At 40.0% G+C, this 15,557-nt stretch carries 11 protein-coding genes and 1 pseudogene; 9 read left to right on the top strand and 3 right to left on the bottom strand.

Annotated elements, in window-relative coordinates; translation table 11 throughout:
• The first annotated feature begins 62 nt into the window (after positions 1-62).
• Together ftsY and AACW45_RS06550 are read left to right on the top strand one after the other, a co-directional pair.
• Positions 63-1,790 (top strand): signal recognition particle-docking protein FtsY, encoded by a 1,728-nt coding sequence (gene ftsY / locus AACW45_RS06555; RefSeq protein WP_190632264.1) that lies wholly within the window; start codon positions 63-65, stop codon positions 1,788-1,790.
• A gap of 1,183 nt (positions 1,791-2,973) precedes the next feature.
• Positions 2,974-4,365 (top strand): PP2C family protein-serine/threonine phosphatase, encoded by a 1,392-nt coding sequence (locus AACW45_RS06550; RefSeq protein ID WP_096644547.1) that lies wholly within the window; start codon positions 2,974-2,976, stop codon positions 4,363-4,365.
• Positions 4,366-4,484: 119 nt separating this feature from the next.
• Here AACW45_RS06550 and AACW45_RS06545 read toward each other — a convergent pair whose 3' ends face one another.
• Positions 4,485-5,483, bottom strand: a complete 999-nt coding sequence (locus AACW45_RS06545) for a DUF2278 family protein (protein WP_190632261.1) — start codon at positions 5,481-5,483, stop codon at positions 4,485-4,487.
• A 190-nt stretch (positions 5,484-5,673) separates the two neighbouring features.
• Positions 5,674-6,312 (bottom strand): hypothetical protein, encoded by a 639-nt coding sequence (locus AACW45_RS06540; RefSeq protein WP_242045744.1) that lies wholly within the window; start codon positions 6,310-6,312, stop codon positions 5,674-5,676.
• Positions 6,313-6,842: 530 nt separating this feature from the next.
• Between AACW45_RS06540 and psbP the strand changes: the two genes are divergently transcribed.
• The 5 genes from psbP (at position 6,843) to AACW45_RS06515 (ending at position 13,173) form a co-directional block, all read left to right on the top strand.
• Positions 6,843-7,388 (top strand): photosystem II reaction center PsbP, encoded by a 546-nt coding sequence (gene psbP, locus AACW45_RS06535; RefSeq protein ID WP_190632259.1) that lies wholly within the window; start codon positions 6,843-6,845, stop codon positions 7,386-7,388.
• A gap of 208 nt (positions 7,389-7,596) precedes the next feature.
• The gene (locus tag AACW45_RS06530; RefSeq protein ID WP_190632256.1) at positions 7,597-8,190 is read left to right on the top strand and encodes a Maf family protein; all 594 of its coding nucleotides are present in this window, start codon (positions 7,597-7,599) and stop codon (positions 8,188-8,190) included.
• A 1,312-nt stretch (positions 8,191-9,502) separates the two neighbouring features.
• Entirely contained in the window at positions 9,503-10,921 is a 1,419-nt protein-coding gene (locus AACW45_RS06525) for an HlyD family efflux transporter periplasmic adaptor subunit (protein WP_190632255.1), read from the top strand.
• Positions 10,922-11,086: 165 nt separating this feature from the next.
• Entirely contained in the window at positions 11,087-12,280 is a 1,194-nt protein-coding gene (gene devC, locus AACW45_RS06520) for an ABC transporter permease DevC (RefSeq protein WP_190632253.1), read from the top strand.
• A 167-nt stretch (positions 12,281-12,447) separates the two neighbouring features.
• Positions 12,448-13,173, top strand: a complete 726-nt coding sequence (locus AACW45_RS06515; RefSeq protein ID WP_190632251.1) for a DevA family ABC transporter ATP-binding protein — start codon at positions 12,448-12,450, stop codon at positions 13,171-13,173.
• A 173-nt stretch (positions 13,174-13,346) separates the two neighbouring features.
• Here the strand turns inward: AACW45_RS06515 and AACW45_RS06510 are convergent, their stop codons facing one another.
• On the bottom strand, positions 13,347-14,162 hold the full coding sequence (locus AACW45_RS06510) for a hypothetical protein (RefSeq protein ID WP_190632249.1): 816 nt from the start codon (positions 14,160-14,162) through the stop codon (positions 13,347-13,349).
• Positions 14,163-14,270: 108 nt separating this feature from the next.
• On the opposite strand from AACW45_RS06510, the gene AACW45_RS06505 reads away from it, so the two are divergent.
• Both AACW45_RS06505 and AACW45_RS06500 read left to right on the top strand, forming a co-directional pair.
• Positions 14,271-15,083 (top strand): HAD family hydrolase, encoded by an 813-nt coding sequence (locus AACW45_RS06505; protein WP_190632247.1) that lies wholly within the window; start codon positions 14,271-14,273, stop codon positions 15,081-15,083.
• Positions 15,084-15,321: 238 nt separating this feature from the next.
• Positions 15,322-15,557 (top strand): annotated as a pseudogene (locus tag AACW45_RS06500) (photosystem II q(b) protein); the annotation flags it as partial.

Genomic DNA, 15,557 nt, shown 5'->3' with positions numbered 1-15,557 from the left:
GTTCAATTAAACTCATAACTTATAACTCATACTTAATTAACAACTAATATTCACTAGCTGCAATGGTTTTTAATTGGTTCCGCCGTCAACATAACGAATCCTCTGAGCTTCCCGCCGATCAACAGCAGGGAGAAACTCCGCCTACCCAAGAACCCCAACCAGAAACAGCCGAATCATCAACGTCAACAGCCGATACTGCACCGGAAACATCGGCCGATTTGTTGGCTTTTGCTAAAGCTGCTTACAAAAATATTCAGCAAAAACAGCAATCTCAAGCAGTTGAGCCAGAATCATCCGCAGAGGTGGAAATTGAAACTGCACAATCGGTAGCAGCACCAGAAGTTGAGACACCAGAAGTTGAGACAACTGTTAGTCAAACTACTGCACAAGAAACACCTGCTGAAGTCGCAGAAACTGCACCAAGTTTAGAAGTTGATGCAACTGTTGCGCCTACAAGTACTGAAGAGGTAACTGCTGAAGAGACAACTGCTGAGGAATCATCTGTTACAGAGGAAGTAATTCCAGCTACTTCTGCGATTGAGGAAATTGCAGAAGCGCCAGATGTCGTCAGTCCAGAAGCTACTGCATCGGTAACTACCCCAGAGGAAACCCAGCCAACAGCACCAGCAAATTTATCATTTTTAGAACGGGCGGCGGCGGAACGACAAGCGAAGCAGGAAAGGTTGATCGCCAGCGCTATTGAAGTTCCAGAACCGGAAATAGTGCAACCAGCAGCTACTACCACCACCACGCCAGAAACCACAGAAGAATTTGCTGGACTGGCGTTTGATGAAGGGTTTGTATGGTCAGCAGAAATCTTAGCTGCCCAAGGTAGGCGTGCTGAGGATGTTTCTATTGAGGAAATTACCTGGCTGAAAAAGTTACGCCAAGGTTTAGACAAAACCCGGCGGAATATACTGAACCAACTCAAAGCAATTGTTGGTCAAGGGCCTCTTAACCAAGCGGCTGTAGCGGAAATCGAAGCTTTACTGCTACAAGCTGATGTGGGTGTAGAAGCCACAGATTTTATTATCACTTCTCTACAGAAAAAACTGCGGGAAGAAGTAACGCCGCCAGACGAAGCGATCGCTTATCTCAAACAAATTCTCCGGGATATGCTGGATGCTCCGGTACAAAAAAATTACCAGCCTGCTTTTGCACCAGAAAAGGATACTCTCAATATTTGGTTGATTACAGGGGTTAACGGTGCAGGTAAAACCACAACCATCGGTAAAATTGCGCACCTTGCTCAACAATCCGGTTATAAATGCTTGATTGGTGCGGCAGATACATTCCGGGCTGCGGCTGTTGAACAGGTGAAAGTTTGGGGAACTCGTAGCGGTGTCGAAGTAATTTCTAACCCTGGTAAAAATACTGACCCGGCTGCCGTGGTGTTTGATGCGATCGCCGCAGCTCAAGCTAGAGATACAGAATTACTTTTAGTCGATACGGCTGGGCGCTTGCAAAACAAAAAGAATTTGATGGACGAACTCACAAAAATTCGCCGCATTATTGACAAAAAAGCTCCTAATGCCAAAATAGAATCACTTTTGGTGCTAGATTCTACCTTGGGTCAAAATGGATTGCGGCAAGCGGAAGTATTTTCCCAAGCTGCTCAACTTAGCGGTGTGGTATTAACTAAGCTGGATGGTACAGCCAAAGGTGGCGTCGCCCTCGCTGTCGTGCAGCAATTAGGCTTACCAATTCGCTTTATTGGTGCTGGTGAAGGAATCGAAGATTTACGTCCTTTTTCGAGCTACGAGTTTGTGGAAGCACTATTAAGTGGCTGATTTTGGATTTTGCAGTTAAGATTTTTCTTTGAAAAGTCATCAATTGGAGAATCACCGCCATCAGTGCGATCGCTTAAATTCAGTATTAATAACAATACCTTCGCCAATTTCCTCAACCGCTACTAACTATAACTGTGTCAGTAAACTCACTGATATTACCTGTATGGGCTGCAATTATGACAGTCTGTAAAGACATCTGTTAAGCGGTTATTAACACACTTGGTGAGTGTGGCATTTTGGCGAAGGTATTCAACAAATGATGGAAAAAAGCTTAATTCATTAGCTAGGAAATTTTTTTACACAGATTGAACTACTTTTGCTAGAATTCTACTCTAATACTGCATTTTTAATTCTTTAATAAAAGAGTTACTCCAAGATTACAGTATAATTTCCGCCCAGACATCTATGTAGATAACCTGGCGGGGCTATTTGATAAATCTGTCTGTTGCCAAAATTCTCTCGTCAATGAATATTCTCTGGAGAAAAATTAAACCTGTAAAATATGTTTATGAAACTACAAAATTCTGCATAAGCTTCTAGTCATATATGTCATGAGTTATTCTCGGTGTTTGAGAACTCAAAACAAAATCCGGTGGGTTTTGAAGTAAACTGATGCTGAACGCAAACTGTTAAAAACTTAGGTAATAAATCCTACGACAACAGGACGTAAATCTAGCACCGCGAGCCATGTCTAAACCTTCAGCACAGAGGTAATTACCTACATGACAAATTCTTGACAACAGTACTGATGCAAACTTTAGAAATCAGTGTATTCTCAATGGTATCTAAAATTGCTGAGAGTACCTCCTACCCATAGACCCCCAGACCCCTCACCCCGATAAATCAAGCCGGCAACGTAATATATTATTTTCCTGATGAAGGATTTTTACTATGCAAGAGATATAACTGAGTAAATAAGTGATGAAAGAACCATAATTTTGCTAATCTCTGCCAGAAATTGCTGAATTTGACCCTGTAGTTTCTCTAGGAGAATACATTTTTTAAAATTACTATCTTTAGTAAGAAAATAAATAAGCAAATGCAATACTTATATAATTCTGGTCTTACGTCTTTCTACTCTTGCTAAAATGACAAATCTTATCCCAATATGGTTTAGCAATCCCAAAAGCAAGAGATTAATCAGTAATCAAAAGTTTGCCTATCTAAAAATGCAATAGAACCTGTGCCTGTGTCTCAACTGCCCTCTCAACCCACTGACAGTAATAGTAGTGCTGCAACGGATGTAACTCCAGTCGTAGCACTAAAAGAACTTGTGTCAAGGCTGCACCGGGAACAGAACAAAATTCAGGATTTGTTAAGTTCTTTAGGATTTGCCCTCAGAAGTTTCAACAATTTAAATCAATTTTTGGAGCTAATTCCTCTGATGGCAACTAGAGTTACAGATGGGGATGGTAGCGCCCTATTTCTCTATAAACCTAACGGTCAAGTCAGATTAGAACAATTGCACTGGCAAGATAGCGGACAGCGCAAAAATATTCGTAAAGCCTTAGAAACAGCTACTAGTCAAATTACACTTTTGCCAAATACTGCCCCTCTGGCTACTGCTACAGGGATTTTAGACGATCAAATGCATCGTTATTTGGGGCCAGATGTGCAAATATTTGGCACTGCTATTTTAGTAAAACATACAGAACGAGGATGGCTATATGTTTTAAGTCGCGATCCGGAATATAGCTGGACAGAAACTCGACAAAAGTTAGTCCGGTTAGTGGCAGATCAAACCGCAGTCGCGATTGAAAATGATGAATTAGCAGTAGAACTGCGCAAAAAAGAACGCTTAGATCAAGAATTAGAAATTGGTGCAGAAATTCAACGGCGACTTTTACCCCGTCAATGTCCAATTGTTCCCGGTGCGGTATTAGCCGCAAGATGTAAACCAGCTAATCGCGTAGGTGGAGATTATTACGATTTTATTCCCACAAATCAAAATCAGAATATTCTCCACAATAAAAATGGTTTAGAAACCGGGCCTTTGGGTTTAGTAATTGGCGATGTCATGGGTAAAGGTGTCCCGGCTGGGTTAATTATGACGATGATGCGGGGAATGTTAAGAGGAGAAGTATTACACGGTAATTCTCCTTCTAAGATTTTGCAAAATTTAAATCGCGTCATGTTTGCGGATTTAGAAAATTCGCACAGGTTTGTGACGCTATTTTATTCAGAATATAATCCCCAAACTCGGATTTTATCTTATAGTAATGCTGCCCATAATCCGCCTTTGTGGTGGCACGCAGCCACAAAAACTGTCACCAGATTAGATACCCTGGGAATGTTAATTGGTTTAGATGCTAATAGCCAATATGAAGATGCCCAGGCACAATTAGAACCTGGGGATACAGTGATTTATTATACCGATGGCTTAACTGATGCCGCAGCAGCAGGAGGCGATCGCTTTGACGAAGAAAACTTTGTTTCTAGTTTTAGCGCTGCTTGTCGATATTGCGACGGCCCAGAGGAAATTGTCGATTATTTATTTGACCAAGTACAGCAATTCATCGGTGATGAAAAACAAAACACCGATGATATGACACTTGTGGTTTTGCAGATTAAATAGTCAATGGTCAATGGTCAATGGTCAATGGTCAATGGTCAATGGTCAATGGTCAATGGTCAAAAGCTTTTGGACTATTGACTCTGGACTCTGGACTCTGGACTTTTGACTATTGACCAATATCAAAACACTATTGTCCAACCTTGCTTGCGGGAATCGTCCTTTGTATAGGAAACACCATCAACTTTGATGCCTTGGTTATCCAGCAGGGTGATAATGCCGCCATTATTATCTAATTGGATACCGTCTTTGCCTAAAGGCACTTTCAGCGCTTCTCCTGGGTTAATGGTACCACTGAGGCGCTGTTTGCGTTTGAGACGATCGGCGATCGCCCAACCATTTAAATCTACTTTATCTGGTGAGGTGTTAATTAACGTCACTGTCTCCTTACCAATATCATCGCCGCTTGGATTTACTAAAGCTGCAACAATTCGGACTGCACCTGTTACTGGAATTGGCGAAACGTCATCTATTCTATTACCAGTGGTGTCATCGGTATGGAAAGATTGAGACTGGAAGGCTAAAAAGATACCTACCCATTGATTGCGTGCGGGATAGTGAATTAACAATCCGCCATCTTGCCAAACACCATTATCTTTTTGGAATTGACCAACGCTACCCTGGTTAAAGTGGATGTCATGAATACCATTACCAGGAAGAAACCCAAAATACTTATCCTTCACGCCTACTTCTGGGCCCCATCTTTCGCCAAAGGGGTAAAGTACGGCTTCTGGTGAAGCGATCGCTCGCCCAATGTATAATTCCAACAACTCGTTAAGGTCATTGTCTGGGCCAGGAACGTTGTAAGGTAAAGGTTTCATCTGGGTTGGGTCGAATAAGTTACCCCGGATATAGTCTAAAGCGGCACCTCCGGGTTTACGAGGTAACTCATTAAAGCCAAAATCTAACTCTTGCAGTTCTTTAGTGATGGGGTGAGAAAAGTTCTCGTCAACAAAGTACAGTAATTCTGAAGGACTTTGCTTTGATTTAACATTGATGGCAATGCGATACTGAATATTCTTGTCGTCAGTGACTAGAACTTGGTAATGGGGAGTCGGGCCTTCTCCTAGCTTGCGCTCCACAGCTTTGCATTTGAGAACCCCGTAATTTTTTAATGGCATCTGTAATTATCCTGAATTTCTCAGTGTTAGATTTTTAGCTTGAGACAAGCAAGTCTCAGACTAGACTTACTTTGTCTGAGATAATTTAAGTCAAAGTTAATTAGCTGGATCAATCAGCTATTATGGTCAATTTTGGCTTTTATCAGATGAAATCAACTATTACCCTGTGGGGTAATTTTTGCTGATGCTATCAGTGAGTAATTATTCCTAACCAATGGGGATAAGCGTAAGAATGTGCGATCGCAAATTGGGAATTTTGGTAAGTTTGGAATACATGATTGGCTGTCGCTTTGAGATTATCCAATATGCGGCTATCTTCCCCAAAAGCTTCAAAAGCCAAACTCCAGCAAGCATTGTCTCGAACCGTCAAATTAGTAATTTCTACACTACAACCGTTATCTATACGTTCATTCTTGGCGACAGTTTTTACCGAAAAATCCGCGAAAACTTGGAAAAGCTGAGAATAGCGAACCTTATGTACATTCACCCATACAGGATTAGCTAAAACCATTCCAGGCTGAAAACTTTCACCTTGGGAATCTTCACACAGCCATTTACCCCATTTTTCCGCCTTACCTGTGACTAATTCGCCAAAATCCAGCACACCAAGTTCTGCTTGTCGCCATTTTACTTCCAGCCTTCCCTGTCGCAGCTTGATTCCCAAATAATCACATCCAGGCGAGTAAAGATAAACATCTTTCCGTACTTCTGGCGATTTTAACGGGTCGATTAGACAATTTTGCTGAAACCAAAGTTGAATATTTTCTGGAAGATTGCCAGGATAAAACCAGCGTAATTCATTACTAATAAGCATAGTGTCATTGGTCATTGGTCAGAGACGCGATGAACCCTTGTCTGTACAATTGTCTTCCTTCCCAATTCCCAAACTTGACACTCACCGCCCTAAAAGTGCGGTGATTCTTGGGCTGAATCTTGCCTCCATCAACAATGTTGATTTTGGTCTTACAGTCTCATGTCTAGTCCGACTACACTTTTTACAGCAAGCACTCTGATGGACTACTCCCCAAGTGTAAATTTCCGTGTGTCCCACGGTATTTAATTGCTTTGTGTCCTTACAGTTTGGGTTTACTTGAATACCATTGACTGCTAGGAATTTTGAGATCACGGAGTAGGACGCGAAGCCTGTTTCCTCATCGTTCTCACGGTCAACAACCTATTAACATTATCTCACAAAGCCGTCCTAGAAGCGGCGCACTGAGAGCTACACCCGAAGTGGACGGGGTTTTATACCCAATTTTTTGATAACTAGATACGTTATTTAACAGAGTCCCGGTTGATGGGACAATGAGAAATTGTGCTTGCTTTGTTTTGCTTCCAGTCCAAAGGAATTTATAAAAAATGTGGAAACGAATCGCATTAATGTTGCTATTGGTATTGAGTTTCAGCCTAAGTAATCCTGGTATAGCGGCTGCGGCTGGATTCAAAAGCTTCGTAAACACTGATAATGGCTATGAGTTCTTATATCCTAACGGCTGGGTGCAAGTGAAAGTTGCTAACGGCCCTGATGTGGTGTTCCACGATTTAATAGAACTTAGTGAAAATGTCTCGGTAGTAATTAGCCCTGTTTCTGAAGGGAAAACGTTAGCAGAACTGGGAACACCTACAGAAGTTGGGTATAAATTAGGTAAGGCGGCTCTTGCTCCCCCAGATTCCGGTCGGACAGCTGAATTAGTCAATGCTGCTCAACAAGAAGTGAATGGTAAAATTTACTATTTACTAGAGTATCTAGTGAAATTACCCAATAATCAACAGCGACACAATCTTGCTAGTGTTGCTGTCAGTCGGGGTAAACTTTTTACTTTTAATGCTTCAGTTCCCGAAAGACGTTGGCAGAAACTTAAAAATGCTATAGACGAGGCTGTAAGTTCGTTCTCAGTTTATTAATTATTGGGCATGGGGCATGGGGCATGGGGCATTGAGTGTTTTTATTTACCGTCCTTATCCTTAGCCCCTATAGCAATCCTATGTGATATGTGAATGAAAAGGATAAGAAAGGAGGACAAGGAGGACAAGGAAGATAGATGTTTGTAAATTTTAAATAGATCGTGAAACCTTTAATTCATAATTCATAATTCATACTTGATAATTTTCTATGAAAATTCCGCAGTTTGTACTTGCTTCTGCTTCGCCAGCGCGACGACGTTTATTGCAAAGTGTTGGGATTGAACCCATAGTTTATCCTAGCGATTTTGATGAATCGCAAATTCAATTAGACGATCCCAATCAGTTGGTGCAAACTCTTGCGCAACGCAAAGCGGAAACTGTAATTCCCCAATTTGAATCAGCTTTAATTATGGGTTGTGATTCGGTTTTGGCTGTGAATGGTCAAATTCATGGTAAACCAGCTAACCCGCAAGAAGCGATCGCGCGTTGGCAGATTATGCAAGGTAATTTTGGCGATCTCTACACTGGTCATACTTTAATAGACTTGACGCAAAACCGCACTGTTACTAAATGTCAGGTAACTAGAGTTTACTTTGCGCAAATGAGCGATCGCGATATTCAAGCTTACGTAGCTACAGGCGAACCCCTCAAATGTGCCGGTGCTTTTGCGCTAGAAGGTTTCGGTAGTTTATTTGTCGAAAAAATCTCTGGTTGTCACAGCAACGTCATCGGTCTAAGCTTACCCCTGCTGCGCCACATGCTCAAAGAACTAGGATACAACGTCGTTGACTTCTGGCAATAATTACAAATGACAAATGACTAATGACTAATGACTAATGACTAATGACTAATAACTAAACTCCCCTGAATGGAGAATTACCTCTCCATGATCGGGAATCCAGGCTACCCACTCATCATCCGAAACCTGGCATAATAACAGCGCTTCATCAAAACTATATGGATTGGGGAATTGTAGCAGCTTGACCCAACGAGAAGTTCCCAGCCTCTGTGGTAACCTCTTGATGCTGCAAGAGGGAGTAGTAACATCCAGATTCTGCCTTCTGAATTGTGTTACAAAATGTGGTCTGTGAAAATCTAGTTTCATAGCTAAGGGTCAATCTCAAAATATTTCTGTAACTAAGGATACAAAATAAATAATACTATTGAAAAGTAGTCGTTTGATAACTTTACATAAGTTTATTGAAAGCGGCGGAAAACTCAATGACAGTGGGTGCATAGGGTGTGCGCCCCGCAGCTTGGGGTATTGGGCATTGGTATGTTATTTCCCATGCCCAAAAAATCCACCCAAATGGGGATGGAGTTTTTTATATTTGGTCGTGAAATTTTTTCGTGAATAGCTGAGTCGTTTCCCTTATTCCTCTCATTTGCTATCTGTAGGTTCTGTTACGTTTTCCCGTAACTGATGAATGTAGAATTCAGTTAAGCAAAGTTTGATGGAGTGATTCAAAAACAGTCAATAACTCAACTGCGTAGGGTGCGTCAGTCCTAGAGATTGAGAATGTAGCAGATGTATTATTTCCTGACACATCCTACAAATGAGGTATTTTTTGCAATTTTCATTATCTAAGTTAAGAACATTAGATAAACGAAGTCTTTGGATATCTACACCAAAGAAAGTTAGTTATCTTTGTTAATTACAGCTAATACAGTTTATTGAACAGAGAAACTGTAATTTTAGCTTTGCGAAACTCTACAACATTATCTAAAAATCACAGCATCTATCACAACGATAAAAACTGCTAAAGTCTAGAGATTTTTGCAAATACAATACAATTTCGATATCACAGAATATGTCAAGATAATTCGTAATTCGTAATTCGTAATTCGTAATTGCTACTTCAGCAATTAGTTTCTTGATCAGTACTTCAGTCATTTGGCTTTGAAGTAATAAAGCGATCGCTACAAATCTATCAAGATTAATGCGCTAGATAATAATTCGACTAAGCGTAATAGTAATTATTGGATAAATCGGCCACAGATTCAAACTTTAACACTTCGATTCTGTGCGAATTCTATAATTACGAATTACGAATTACAAATTACGCTTTGCTTTTCCTTCCATCAGCACAATTCAGATAAACGGGCAATATATCATGTCAAGGGTGACTGAAAGGCCAAAGCTCGCGGAGCAATCAGTTGAGCAACCTAAAATTTGGTGGAGTATTGCTGTAGCCCTACCAATAGTAATCGCTGCTGGGGTACTGGGTACAGCCAAAGTCGAACAATTAAGAAAGTTAGCTTCCTCTGTATCCATCAGGCCAATGGCTAACAGTGTAACTGCTGTTGGTCATTTAGAGCCACAAAGCGAAGTAATTAAACTATCTGCGCCAATGGGGGGGCTACAATCTGCATCGCGAGTACAAAAACTCTTGGTTGAAGAAGGCGATAAAGTCAAGCAAGGTCAAGTAGTTGCGATTTTAGATAACCACGACACCCAAACAGCCGCACTAGAAGAAGCAAAAGCAAAATTGCAAGAATCTCGTGCAAATTTAGCACAGGTACGAGCCGGTTCACCCAGAGATATTCAAGCCCAAAATTCTGTAATTGCACGTTTAGAAGCTCAGTTACGCGGTGAAAGGGATGCACAGCAAGCTACGATCGCGCGAATTGCGGCGCAATTAAGTGGCGAAAAAATGGCTCAACAAGCCATGATTAACCGTTTAGAGGCGGAACTGAGCGGACAAAAAGATACTTTAAGAGCTACCGTCACCCGTATACAAGCTGAACAGCGTAACGCCCAAGTTGATGCGCAACGTTATGAGATGTTGTACCGAGAAGGCGCAATTTCCCAGCAGGAACGAGATAGAAGACGCTTAAGTGCAGTTACCAGCAATCAGCAGGTTGCGGAAAGCCAAGCAACTTATAAACAAACTCTTGCAACTTTACGCCAACAAATTGCGGAAGGGAGAGCAAATTTGGTGAAAACCTTATCTACTTTACAACAGCAATTAATTGAAGCTAAAGTTAACCGCGATAAAACTGTAGCTACTTTACAAAGACAAATCGACGAAGAAAGAGCTAAACTCAAACGACTGATAGAAGTCAGTCCGGCTGATGTACAGATGGCGCAAGCTCAAGTGAGTAATGCGATCGCAATGGTGAGAAAAGCTGAAGCAGAACTCAAATTAAGCTATGTTAGAGCGCCCATTAATGGTGAAATATTAAAAATTCATACCAAGTCAGGAGAAGCCATTAATCAAATGGGAATTGCTGAACTTGGACAAACCGATCAGATGATTGTGATTGCTGAAGTCCCTGAAGATTCTATTAGTAAAATCAGTCTCGGTCAAAATGTAACTGTTACTAGTGATAATGGTGCTTTTAGTAATGAATTAAGGGGAAGCGTCACAGAAATTGGCAGAAAAATTGGCAAGAAAGATGTTTTAAATACAGATCCGGCTGCTGATGTAGATGCCAGAGTTGTGGAAGTAAAAATTGCCTTAACTCCAGAAGATAGTGCAAAAGTTGCAGGCTTAACCTACGCCAAAGTTGTTGTGGAAATTAGCAAATAATAGGTTTTGTCCTTGGTCATTGGTCATTTGTCATTGGTCATTTGTTATGAGTAAGGATTCAAATGGGCATTTAAATAAATTGCCTCTTGTACATTTATGAACATCTAAGCAAAAAAGTAATTACGAATTACGAATTACGAATTACGAATTACAAATCAGTACTCAATGCTTAAACAATTCATTAGTATTTTTCAATTTTCAAATCCTAACAAGAAAATTCCCTTATCATGGCTGCAATTAACCAGGGAAAGAACTCGTTTAACCGTGGCTCTGGCAGGTATTGGCTTTGCTGATATCTTGATGTTTATGCAACTTGGGTTTCGCGATGCTTTGTATTATAGTAACGTTCGCTTCCATACAAGTTTGCAGGGCGATATTATTTTAATTAATAGCCAATCTAATGCTGTACTGTCGATGAAAAGTTTTTCTCAACGACGGTTATATAGAGCTTTAGATTTACCAACAGTGCAATCAGTACATTCTATATATTTAGACTATACAAGCTGGAAAAATCCCGAAACAGGTCGCCCTCGCAGTATTTTAATATTTGGATTTAATCCAGAAGTTAATATATTTAATTTACCTGGAATTCAAGAAAATATCGAGCAATTAAAATTACCTGATGTTGTTTTATATGACCGTTCTTCGCGTTTGGAATACGGGCCAATTGCAGCAAATATTGACGCAGGTAAAACTGTAACCGCAGAAGTTAGACGACGACGCATCAAAGTCGGTGGATTATTTACTTTAGGTGCTTCATTTGGAGCCGATGGTAATTTAATTACCAGTGATGTTAATTTCTTAAGGATATTTAGCAACCGCCAACGGGGTTTAATTGATATTGGTGTGATTAAATTAAAACCAGGTGCAAATACAAGTGCTGTAGCTGAAGATTTAAGAAATTATTTACCTAAAGATATCAATGTTTTAACTAAACAAGAGTTTATCGATTTTGAGCGTAATTACTGGGCTACTAGTACGGCGATTGGGTTTATTTTTACCTTGGGTACAATTATGGGTTTTATTGTGGGAACTGTAATTGTTTATCAAATTCTGTATACAGAAGTTGCGGATCATTTAGCTGAATATGCAACTTTAAAGGCAATAGGTTATACACAAAATTACTTATTAAATGTGATTTTGCAAGAAGCGTTAATCTTAGCTTTAATGGGTTATGTACCAGGATTTCTTTTTGCTTTATTTATGTATAAAACTGCCAGGGAAGCTACTCTGCTACCAGTATTCATGAGTCTCGATCGGGCTGTATTAGTGTTAGTTTTGACTATATTAATGTGTTTTATTTCTGGGGCGATCGCTGTACGTAAATTACGTTCTGCCGATCCAGCAGATATATTTTAAATCAAATTATTTAAACAAATGCGGATGCTGCTATTTTTGCAAAATAACAGATATAAAATAATTATAAATGCTCAATACTTCTCAAAAAGAATACTTTATTATTAATAAGTGAGAATTTATTTTCAAAACCTATAGCCAGGAAAGACTAAATTCTAGGTAATTAATTTATGATCAACTCAGAGCCTGTAATTGCCATTAAACATCTCAATCATTACTATGGTAAAGGCGTACTCAAAAGACAAATTTTATTTGACATTAACCTAGAAATTTATCCTGGTGAAATTGTAATTATGACTGGCCCTTCAGGTTCAGGTAAAACCACATTATTGAGCTTAATTGGTGGTTTAAGATCTGTACAAGAGGGAAGTCTAAAATTTTTGGGAACAGAATTATTAGATGCGAGTCAAAATAAATTAGTCCAAGTTAGACGCAAAATTGGTTATATCTTTCAAGCGCATAATTTGCTGGGTTTTTTAACTGCAAGACAAAACGTACAAATGGCAGTAGAGTTAAATGACGAAATTGCCCAAAGTCAAGCGATCGCTAAATCAGAAGCGATGCTCAAAGCAGTTGGCTTACAAGACAGAATGAATTACTATCCAGATAATCTGTCTGGGGGTCAAAAACAAAGAGTTGCGATCGCTAGGGCGTTGGTAAATCATCCGCCGTTGGTACTAGCAGACGAACCTACAGCCGCCTTAGATAAGCAATCTGGGCGTGATGTTGTAGAAATTATGCAGAGTCTTGCTAAAGAGCAAGGAACCTCGATTTTGTTAGTCACCCACGATAATCGGATTTTGGATATAGCCGATCGCATTGTGGAAATGGAAGATGGTCTTTTAACCCGTAATTCCCAAGGTATCGCCAGGAATCAGAACTCCTCAAAATCATAAAACTGCATCTGCAACCCAAAAACCTTGGTAATTATCTAGTACAATGCAGCGTAAATAAATACACTATTGCCAATGTTGCAAAAGTTCAGAAGATAATTCTTTTAACTTTTGACTTTTTTACCCTGAGCGCAGCCGAAGGGTGACTTTTAACTTACTCGCCAGAGGTAAAGTAATTATTTAACAGAACGGGATTCTTTAATCATCGACTCCTGCAAATTTTTCGGAGCATTCGCTTGACGGCTAGTTCTAAATGTGACATTCACCCCTTCATTTGATTGCTCAAGTACTAATAGAGGCGTAGGTTTAGCCTTTTGATCCCACTGCATGTGAGCAACCCTTCCTTGAATTGTTGGTTGCCAAGTATCTTCATCATCGGTGGGACTGAGGTAAGTTTCAATACAATCAATAATTTGACTAATAGTCGCAGAAGTCGCTTGTGTTGGTAACTTCATTAATCTAATTTGCACGCGAAATAGTACTCGCTTGGCAATATTTGGTGGAGTACCAGTTTCATACTCAACATCAAACATTTCATCCACTTGGCGTCCTGTATTACTAGCAATTCCTACCATCCCCTGTTGGGATTGATTTGGCCGCAAAGCTTGAGAAACTTTTTCTTTAACTTGGATTTTAATTTGATTAACGATCGCAAAATGAAATACTTCTTCAGACATCCGCATCCGCAGATAGTCTAAGTTAAAGTCCCGTGAGTTGACTAAGTCGGGATTTGTTTCCATTTTGCGGATTGTGTCTAGAGCTAATTTAAACTTTTTTTCTAGCTCCCGCGTCCGAAATTGCTCAAATTTAAGTTTTTTCTCTAACTGAGCCATCAATACTTTGCCGTAAACAATCACAGCAATTAATGCTATAGCTAATCCGCCACAACCTAACAATAGTATTGGTGTGATTTGTGAATTATTAGCGGGTACTTCCTGAACAGCTTTTTTAGGCTTTGGCGATGGTGCCGCCATAAATATCAAATTTGACATACTTGGCAAACAGAAAAAATTTATTCCTGATGTATAGGATGCCCAAATTTTGCTTGCAATTTTGCGGTATTATTACTGTTTTTTGGCACACCTTTAACAAATTCGTATATGTACATATACCCTAACCAGTCTGATGAAGTTTTGATAAATACTGTACCCCTGTCTCAAGCCAAATCCATTGATTGGAAAAATATTCGGCTGATTGCTACAGATATGGATGGTACTTTGACTAGTAAAGGAAAATTCACAAATCACTTGCTGCAAGCTTTAGAGAATTTAGCGGCAGCACAAATCAATGTGTTAATTGTTACTGGTCGTTCTGCGGGTTGGGTGAGTGGAATTAGTAGTTTAATGCCAGTAGTGGGTGCTGTAGCGGAAAATGGTGGCCTTTTTTACCTTGCAGGAAGCGATCGCCCAATTCCCTTAACGCCAATTTCTGATTTAGCTAGCCATCGTCAGCAATTAGCTGCGGCTTTTAGGGAATTACAAACTAAATTTCCCCAAATTCAAGAATCTGCGGATAATCGCTTTCGCATCACCGATTGGACTTTTGATGTAGCTGGATTAACTCCTCATGACATCCAAACTCTCAGCCATCTTTGTCATGATATGGGGTGGGGATTTACTTACAGTAGCGTGCAATGTCACATCAAACCCCAAAACCAAGATAAAGCTACTGGATTGTTACAAATATTGCAGCAATATTGGCCAGAATATTCATTAGACCAAGTTGTCACAGTCGGCGATAGTCCGAATGATGAAAGTTTATTTAATCGCGATTATTTTCCCTTGTCTTTTGGTGTCGCCAATGTCTTGGCATATATTCATCAATTAAGGCATCAGCCTGCTTATGTGACTCATGCAGCAGAAGGAGAAGGATTTTGTGAGTTAGCTAAATATATTTTGCAACGTATAAATTAATTCTTAATCTTAGGAGCCAAACTTACAGGAGTAGTGAAGCCAGAGTTACAAAATACTACATCATATTTCCTGGTAGCTACTGACTCCACTACTAAGAGATAATATAAGCAAAACTTATCAAATAATTAAGTAAATTTTTTGAGAAACTTCTTTACAATCTGTAACAAAGTCTCTAAGATAAAAGCATCATAAGTAATTATTCCTGCGTACAAAAAACGCAAGTAGCAATCATAAAATCATGACAGCAACTCTACAACAGCGCTCAAGCGCCAACGTATGGGATCGCTTCTGCGAATGGATTACCAGCACCAACAACCGTTTATACATCGGTTGGTTCGGCGTCCTGATGATCCCCACCCTCTTAGCCGCAACCGCTTGCTTCGTAATCGCCTTCATCGCTGCACCTCCAGTAGACATCGATGGTATCCGCGAACCAGTAGCAGGTTCCTTAATCTACGGAAACAACATCATCTC

Source organism: Calothrix sp. FACHB-168 (assembly GCF_963889195.1).
In the GTDB taxonomy this organism is placed as follows: domain Bacteria; phylum Cyanobacteriota; class Cyanobacteriia; order Cyanobacteriales; family Nostocaceae; genus Aulosira; species Aulosira anomala_A.
Note: the sequence above shows the minus strand (reverse complement) of the source record. Positions and strands in the feature narration are given on the sequence as shown.